Genomic DNA, 6,616 nt, shown 5'->3' with positions numbered 1-6,616 from the left:
CACCGGGGAGATATCTGGCCACCAGCGGGGAAATCACTGGCCACCTATGGGGCGGCAACTGGCCGCCTACGGGGATTTTTCACTGACCGCCGACACGCCTCCTGTTCGAGTCGGCCGAGAAGATCGCGGACCGTATGGAAAGCGCAGCCAGCTGAGACCGGCTCACTGATTGACGCCACGCCCTGTTGGTTCTCGGACCGAGAATTCCTGTGTGAGACGGGAAACATCTCATGAATGACGATGGTGCTGAGAACGTCGATGAAGTTCGGCGGAACGCGCCGTTCCTCGTCTTCGACGACGCCGACCTCGATGCCGCCGTCGAAGGTGCCTTGCCCGCGCAGTAAGAATTGCGGTCACGCCGCGCGAGCTGGTCTCGGTAGTCGGGTAGTGACCCGGCTGTGTCAGGGGACCTTGGACCGACGACCACCGACGAGACGGGAGCCGGAGATGGCCGCGACAGGTAGGGCACGTTCGCGACGATGCCTTTCACCCGGGGGGCTCGTAGTCGAATTCTCTGTCGGGCAGGGCAAGGCCGTGCATGCCGTGGCTGGCATCTCGATCGATGTGCGGGAAGGCGAGACGCTCGGACTCGTGGGCGAGTTCGGCTGCGGGAAGTCGCGCGATCCCGCAGAACTCCCATCTCCGACATCTGGTGAGGTGCCGGTTTCGCACACGGCGCGACCGCGGTGCGAAGAACTGGTACCTGCCCGGTCTGCTGGCGTGGTGGGCGAGCATGGGGGCCGGTCTGGCCGGGTGCGACTCGCACGCCGGCCAGGCCTCATTCGCTGGGGCCGATCCGGCGCAGCGGCGAGCCTGTTCAGGGACGGAGCTGCGGGCGCAGGCCGTCGAACACGACCGTCAAGCTGCGGGTGCGCAGCTGCTCGTCCCAATGCTGCCGGTCGGCGGCCAGGCACATCGCCGTAATCAACGCGAGCACCTCCGCCATGCCCACCTCTGCGCGCACCGCGCCGGCGGCCTGGGCTCGCCGCAGCAGCACCCCGGTGGCCTTTTCCAGGTCCCGGTGCATCGGTGCGGTGCCGGCCTTGGGGTCAAGGCCCGCTACGGCGAGGGAGTCCACGAGCGCTTTCTCCCCGGTGGTCTCGGTGACCGCGAACGTGAAGAACGTGAAGAACGCGTCACCGGGGTCTGTGGCGTGGGCGGCGGCGTGTGCGTGGTCCAGTAGGCGCCTTACACGCTCGACGACGACAGCCTCGTACAGGGCTTCCTTCGTCGGGAACTGCCGGTAGATCGTCGCCAGGCCGACGCCGGCCTGGCGAGCGATCTCCCGCATCGATGCGGCACTGCCGTCCTTGGCGAGCACCCGCTCGGCGGCGGCCAGCACCTTGAGGCGGTTGCGCTGCGCGTCTGCGCGCAGGGGCCGGCCAACAGTCGACTCGGGCACGGGTCCTCCTCGCTGCGCTCCTGGGCAATGATCATGGGTGCGCGCTCCGGCGACGCCCACGGAACCGGATCTGCCGTTCCGAGTCCAGGTACGATACGCCATCGGCGGCATCATCCACCTCGGCGGGGCGGCGCGTGCCGATCGCGCGGGCTCGACAGGCATGCGCCCCATCGTCGGGCCGGATAGCCGTCTCGGTGAGCTCGTCGACCTGCGCGGTCGCTTCGTCCAGCAGCAGCACGTCCGGGGTGGCCGGCAGTGCCCGGGCCAGCGCGATGCGCTACCGCTGGCCGCCGGTGATTGGCGGTCAGTGAGTGAGGCCGCGTGCGGTCTGCGCTTGCGCCGGGGGATCGGCAGGTGGGTCGTCGGGGTGGTTGTGCGCGGTGATGTCGAATCCGCGCGGCACGAGTAGGTACACCGCGATTGCGGCGAGCAGCATAATGACCCCGCCGACCAGGGCCGCTCGGCCGAGCGCGGTGACGAACGCGGCAGTGGCGGCAGCGGCTAGTTCGGGCAATCCAGCGCTCTCTGCGACGATGAGAGCGCCGACGACGGACTCGTTCGCTTCGACTGCCAGCTGCCCGGTGATGCCGTCGCCGGTGAAGTTCTGGATGTCCAGGTAGGCGCGGTAGAGGACGGCGGCGATGCTGCCGAGGAGGGCGATGCCGAACACATTGCCCAGGTCGTACATGGATTCCTCGATCGCGGCGGCATTTCCGGCCTTCTCCTGCGGGGTGCTGCCCATGATGATCGCTGAGGCGATCGCCAGCGCGCCGGTCCCGGCGCCGACGAGCACCAGGGGGGCGATTAGTTGCCAGTACGTGTCCAGGCCGCGGAGGGCGAACAGGCCCACCAGCCCGATCCCGGCGACCGCCAGACCGCCGGAGAGGATGGCGCGTGCTCCGAACCGGATCGCGAGGGTCGGGGCGAACGGTGCCGTGGCCAGGGATCCAACGGCCATCGGCAGCAGAGCCAGACCGGCGAGGATGGGGGTGAACCCGGCCACGCCTTGGAGCCACTGGGCGACCAGCAGCATGATCCCAGCCATCGCGAGGCTGGCGGTGAACGCGGCGACGGTCCCGGCAGTGAACGGTTTGCTGCGGAACAGGCGCACGTCCAACAGCGGGTCCGGACGCTTCAGGCAGCGCCACACGAACAGGGTCAGCAGCAGCGCGGCCACGATCACCGTCCATGAGGCCAGGTCGGATCGCGGCGGCCACGGCCGGCGTCAGGGCGCAGGTACACCGGGGGCCGTCACCGGCCGGGCCTCTGGCTGGGTGACCCGGGCCGCCCCGGCGACCGCGGCCAGGAACGTCGCCAGCACCACCCCGCCCACGTCGAACGCAGACACCGCGCGCATGCGCACAGCATAGGCAGCCGCACCCGGCGCCGGCGGGACGTCTAGCCAGCCGACCTTGCCGCTCCACCGTGTTGACTGGATCGCCGCCACCGCTAGCCCTACGACCAGTAACCCAGCGACTAGCGCCAGCCACCGGCTGACAGTTCGAAGCCCCGTCGATGCGCGGGGGGCCCGAGTCCTGACCGTTCGCGCCGCTCGCCCTCTGTCGGTCCGACGCATGCCCTTCAAGCCGCCACACCCTCGGAGGTTTCACCATGTCCGCCACCACGAAGATCGCGGTCTTGGCCGCCATCGCCCCTGCGTTGCCCATCGCTCTCTGTCCGGATTGGACTGGGCCATTTTTCGCGCCCGCCATCGGCAAGATCAGCTGAAGCTCAAGGGGCCGTGCGCTGTTGTCACATCGTAACTGGTCTCTTTCGGCGTGGCTTGTTGATGTTCTGTCGAATCTTGTTGATCATGGTGTGGTGTCTGCTGATCGGCGTCCGTCCTATGAGGAGCTTGCTGCGCTTGTTGTGCGGCAAGCTGAGCTGATCGAGCAGTTGCAGACGACCGTCGAAACGCTCCAGGATGAGGTTGCGGAGTTGAAGCGGAAACTGGGACGGAACTCCAAGAACTCGTCCAAGCCGCCGTCGTCGGACTCGCCGTTCATCAAGCCCGCTCCGACGTCGCTGCACCGCAAGAACGGCAAGAATCCGGGTGCTCAGCTCGGCCATCCAGAAGCGACACTTGCCTTGGTCGACCATCCGAACGAACGGAAAAGGCGCGAGCCCGGCACGTGCACGGGTTACGGCCCTGATCTCTCGCAGGCTCCCGAAGGAGGGAGGGGTGGAGCGTCGGCAGGTGTTCGATCTGCCGCCGATGACGGCGCGGGTGACCGAGCATCAGCTCATCGCGCGCCGCTGCTCCTGCGGGACCATGACCTGCGGCACGCCGCCGGGGGGTGTGACGGCGCCGGTGCAGTACGGGCCGCGGATCACCGCGATCATCCTCTACCTCTACGCAGGCCAGTTCCTGTCGAAGAAGCGCACCGCGCAGGTGCTGGCGGAGCTGTTCAGCGCCCGGTGAGTGAGGGCACCGTCGCGGCGACGACCCGCCGGGCCGCCTGCCGCCTGGATGACTTCCTTACCCAGGTCGGCGATCGCATTGCCGCATCCGACGTGGCCGAGTTCGACGAGACCGGCCTGCGGGTAGCTGGCAGCCTGCGCTGGGTCCACTGCGCCCGCGCCAGCAAGTACACCTTGATCGCCTGCCATCCCAAACGTGAGAAGAGGAGCATCGACCACGCCGGTGTCTTCGGCCGGTTCCGTGGTGTCGCGGTGCGCGACGGGTGGGCGCCGTATGACACCTACGTCAACGCCGAGCATCAACTCTGTTGCGCGCACGCCCTGCGCGAGTTGCAGGCCGTCGCCGACACCACGCCGGAGGGTGTCGTCAGCGCGGGCGATGTGGGGTTCAACGCCGGGCCGAACGTTGGCGAGGTGCGCGAACACTACCGAATTGGACTGACAAAGTGATACGACGTGAGCGACTGCGGTCGTTGCAGGCTGTCGTGGTGGCAGCGCTGGTGCTGCCCGTCTCGGCGTGCTCGTCGGGTGATGCCGCCCAGTGTGAGGAGGCGTTCACCGCGGCGGCGACCTCGGTCGCCGGCGTGACCTCTGCGGAGTGGGACTGCAACTTCGGCTTCGGTGGCGGCTGGGTACGTGGTGACGTGGTGGTCGAAGCGGCCGGCGAGGACGAGGCCATCGCGGTGATGGACGCCGTCCTGCGGGCCTTCGCCGCGTCGCCCGACCTCGAGGATGGTTGGTCGACCCCGCAGGAGTACGCGACCCGAGACAGGTCGGTCATCGTCTCAGCGGGCGACGTGGGGTTCAATGGCCCGCCGAACGTCGGCGAGGTGCGCGAGCACTACGGCATCACACCAGGCTGACAGCCATCCGCAGCGGCCGCACAGCCGACCATCACCACTGGCCACAAACGGCCCGGACGAACGTGGTCCCACGCAGTGCGATCAGGACGTCGGGCTCGCGGCAGAATCCCACCCGTCTCCGGTCCGAAGGCCTTCGCCGTGCGCATTGCGTCGGGCGTGCTGGACAAACTCGACGAACCACTCATCGCGATCAGCTATGCTCGGCACTCCACGTGCCGCGGGGTACCGTGCACGACGACGAACGGGCTGCGTATGCCGCCCTGCGAACTGGGGCGACATGAGTGGCATGGCGAAGTGGAACCTGGGCATCGGCGCCGGACTCCTGGTCGTGGCCGTGGTGTGCTCGATACTGGACTTGATTCCGGTCGCGGTGATCGCTGGCATCCTTGGCCTGATCGGGCTCGTCATCGCCGGGTACGACGTGATCTACAACTGGCTGGACCGGGCCCAGTTGCGCCGTCGGGCAGCCAGGGCCAGCCGGGAGAACAAGGGCCGGCAGGGTCACTGAACAGAGATCACCAACGCCGCGACAAGTGGTCTCATCGCCAGCACGACACCAAACCCATGCAGCAGCAACGAAACAGCGTGCCGCCGCGCACGTGTGGGATCCCCTGCCGGACGACCTCCAGTGGGCCGAAGGTGTTGGTCGGGGTCAGTAGCCGACGACGAGCAGGCCGCGGTGCGCGGTGGGTCGTTCGAGTTCGTCGGCGAAGGCAAGGGCGTAGTCCGCTACGCCGATCCACGAGCGGCCGTCGGGGTCTGTGAGCTGCGTGGTCGCGGTGCGGTACCGCCCGGTCCGGACACTGTGGACGTGCGGCCCGAACTCGGCAGCCGGGGCGAGGTAGAGCCAATCGACCGAGTCCGGTGTGGATTCGAGTAGTTCCAGGGTGTGGCGGTGGGCGGCTACTCGCGGAGCGAGCCAGTCTGGGAAGCCGGGAGTCTCGGCCAGGGGCGGGCCGCCGGGGGTGAGCGGGAGTAGCGCCGAGGTGCCGACGATGCCGAGTCGGGCGCCGGTCGCCTCGGCCGCGGTGACGAGGACGGGAGTGCTCGCCGCCAGCCCGCCGTCGTCGTCGATCGGTGGGAGGGCGGACACGATCACCTCGGCCCCGGCGGTCATCTCGGCGACCAACGACGCGTCGTGGACGCTCCCGGTTGCGGTGGCTGTCGGGGAGGGGCTGCGGGCGACGGCGGTCAGCGCGTGCCCGCGGGTGGTGAACTCGCGGGCCAGGGCGTCGCCGACGAATCCGGTACCGAACAGGACGATCTTCATGATGCTCTCCCGGTCAGCGGTTGGGCAGGACGAGGATCTTGCAGTGCCGTTCGGGATCGCCGAGCTGGTCGAAAGCCCAATCGACCTCTGCCAGACCGACCTCACCGGAACCGGGAAGTGAGGCGGACGAGCCACGCTGGCTCGACGACGACGAGACGGCGGCGTGGTTGGCGCTCGTGTCGGTGCTCTCGACCCTGCCGGCTGCGCTGGACGCGCAGCTCCAGGCCGACTCGGAGCTGTCGTTCTACGAGTACATGGTGCTCTCCAGCCTGACCCACGCCTCCGACGGGACATTGCGGCTGCGGGACCTGGCCCTGCTCACGAACGGGTCGCTGTCGCGGCTCTCTCAGGTCGCGACTCGGCTCGAGGCCCGCGGCTGGCTGCAGCGCCGCCGCGATCCGGAGGACGGCCGCACCACCCTGGCCGTCCTCACGACTGCGGGCCGGACCAAGGTCGACGAGGCCGCACCCGGGCACGTCGAGACGGTCCGCAGGCTGGTGCTGGACCCGTTGACCAAGGCGCAGGTCCGGCAGCTGCGCGAGATCCACCACCGGATAGCAGGCGTCCTCTCCCCTGGAGGTACCACGATCTTCGGACCGCACGGCGTTTGACCTTGGTGCGCCGACAGCGCAACCCATGCCAGCTGGGCGGGTAGCGTGC

The 6,616-nt window shown here is 68.6% G+C and carries 10 protein-coding genes and 2 pseudogenes; 7 read left to right on the top strand and 5 right to left on the bottom strand.

Annotated elements, in window-relative coordinates; translation table 11 throughout:
- Positions 1-447: 447 nt before the first annotated feature.
- Positions 448-618: pseudogene (locus ABZ863_RS18930) on the top strand (peptide ABC transporter ATP-binding protein); the annotation flags it as partial.
- 199 nt (positions 619-817) lie between these two features.
- Here ABZ863_RS18930 and ABZ863_RS18925 read toward each other — a convergent pair.
- The 4 genes from ABZ863_RS18925 to ABZ863_RS18910 all read right to left on the bottom strand — a co-directional run bounded on the left by ABZ863_RS18925 (position 818) and on the right by ABZ863_RS18910 (position 2,759).
- Positions 818-1,402, bottom strand: a complete 585-nt coding sequence (locus ABZ863_RS18925; protein WP_358537131.1) for a helix-turn-helix domain-containing protein — start codon at positions 1,400-1,402, stop codon at positions 818-820.
- Between the two features lie 31 nt (positions 1,403-1,433).
- Complete coding sequence (locus ABZ863_RS18920) at positions 1,434-1,640, bottom strand: hypothetical protein (protein ID WP_358537128.1); 207 nt, start codon at positions 1,638-1,640, stop codon at positions 1,434-1,436.
- Between the two features lie 66 nt (positions 1,641-1,706).
- On the bottom strand, positions 1,707-2,579 hold the full coding sequence (locus ABZ863_RS18915; RefSeq protein ID WP_358537126.1) for an MFS transporter: 873 nt from the start codon (positions 2,577-2,579) through the stop codon (positions 1,707-1,709).
- A 48-nt stretch (positions 2,580-2,627) separates the two neighbouring features.
- The gene (locus ABZ863_RS18910) at positions 2,628-2,759 is read right to left on the bottom strand and encodes a hypothetical protein (protein WP_358537123.1); all 132 of its coding nucleotides are present in this window, start codon (positions 2,757-2,759) and stop codon (positions 2,628-2,630) included.
- Positions 2,760-3,220: 461 nt separating this feature from the next.
- Between ABZ863_RS18910 and ABZ863_RS18905 the strand changes: the two are divergent.
- The 5 genes and pseudogenes from ABZ863_RS18905 to ABZ863_RS18885 form a co-directional block, all read left to right on the top strand.
- Positions 3,221-3,421 (top strand): annotated as a pseudogene (locus ABZ863_RS18905) (DUF6444 domain-containing protein); the annotation flags it as partial.
- Between the two features lie 163 nt (positions 3,422-3,584).
- On the top strand, positions 3,585-3,824 hold the full coding sequence (locus ABZ863_RS18900; RefSeq protein WP_358537139.1) for a hypothetical protein: 240 nt from the start codon (positions 3,585-3,587) through the stop codon (positions 3,822-3,824).
- Positions 3,821-4,273, top strand: a complete 453-nt coding sequence (locus tag ABZ863_RS18895) for a transposase (protein WP_358537136.1) — start codon at positions 3,821-3,823, stop codon at positions 4,271-4,273. Before ABZ863_RS18900 ends, ABZ863_RS18895 begins: the two co-directional genes overlap by 4 nt.
- Positions 4,270-4,686 (top strand): hypothetical protein, encoded by a 417-nt coding sequence (locus ABZ863_RS18890; protein ID WP_358537121.1) that lies wholly within the window; start codon positions 4,270-4,272, stop codon positions 4,684-4,686. The genes ABZ863_RS18895 and ABZ863_RS18890 overlap by 4 nt, the downstream gene beginning before the upstream one ends.
- Positions 4,687-4,972: 286 nt before the next feature.
- On the top strand, positions 4,973-5,194 hold the full coding sequence (locus tag ABZ863_RS18885) for a hypothetical protein (protein ID WP_358537118.1): 222 nt from the start codon (positions 4,973-4,975) through the stop codon (positions 5,192-5,194).
- Positions 5,195-5,338: 144 nt separating this feature from the next.
- On the opposite strand, the gene ABZ863_RS18880 is transcribed toward ABZ863_RS18885, so the two are convergent.
- The gene (locus ABZ863_RS18880) at positions 5,339-5,956 is read right to left on the bottom strand and encodes an NAD(P)H-binding protein (protein WP_358537116.1); all 618 of its coding nucleotides are present in this window, start codon (positions 5,954-5,956) and stop codon (positions 5,339-5,341) included.
- A gap of 38 nt (positions 5,957-5,994) precedes the next feature.
- Between ABZ863_RS18880 and ABZ863_RS18875 the strand changes: the two genes are divergently transcribed.
- The gene (locus tag ABZ863_RS18875; protein WP_358537113.1) at positions 5,995-6,567 is read left to right on the top strand and encodes a MarR family transcriptional regulator; all 573 of its coding nucleotides are present in this window, start codon (positions 5,995-5,997) and stop codon (positions 6,565-6,567) included.
- Positions 6,568-6,616: the final 49 nt, after the last annotated feature.

It is taken from the genome of Saccharomonospora sp. NPDC046836, from assembly GCF_040645195.1.
In the GTDB taxonomy this organism is placed as follows: domain Bacteria; phylum Actinomycetota; class Actinomycetes; order Mycobacteriales; family Pseudonocardiaceae; genus Prauserella_A.
Note: the sequence above shows the minus strand (reverse complement) of the source record. Positions and strands in the feature narration are given on the sequence as shown.

Bases quoted from the DNA above. Each gene is read 5' to 3' on its own strand.
- ABZ863_RS18910 (WP_358537123.1), bottom strand. From the start codon at position 2,759: ATGCGCGCGGTGTCTGCGTTCGACGTGGGCGGGGTGGTGCTGGCGACG.
- ABZ863_RS18885 (WP_358537118.1), top strand. From the start codon at position 4,973: ATGGCGAAGTGGAACCTGGGCATCGGCGCCGGACTCCTGGTCGTGGCC.
- ABZ863_RS18880 (WP_358537116.1), bottom strand. From the start codon at position 5,956: ATGAAGATCGTCCTGTTCGGTACCGGATTCGTCGGCGACGCCCTGGCC.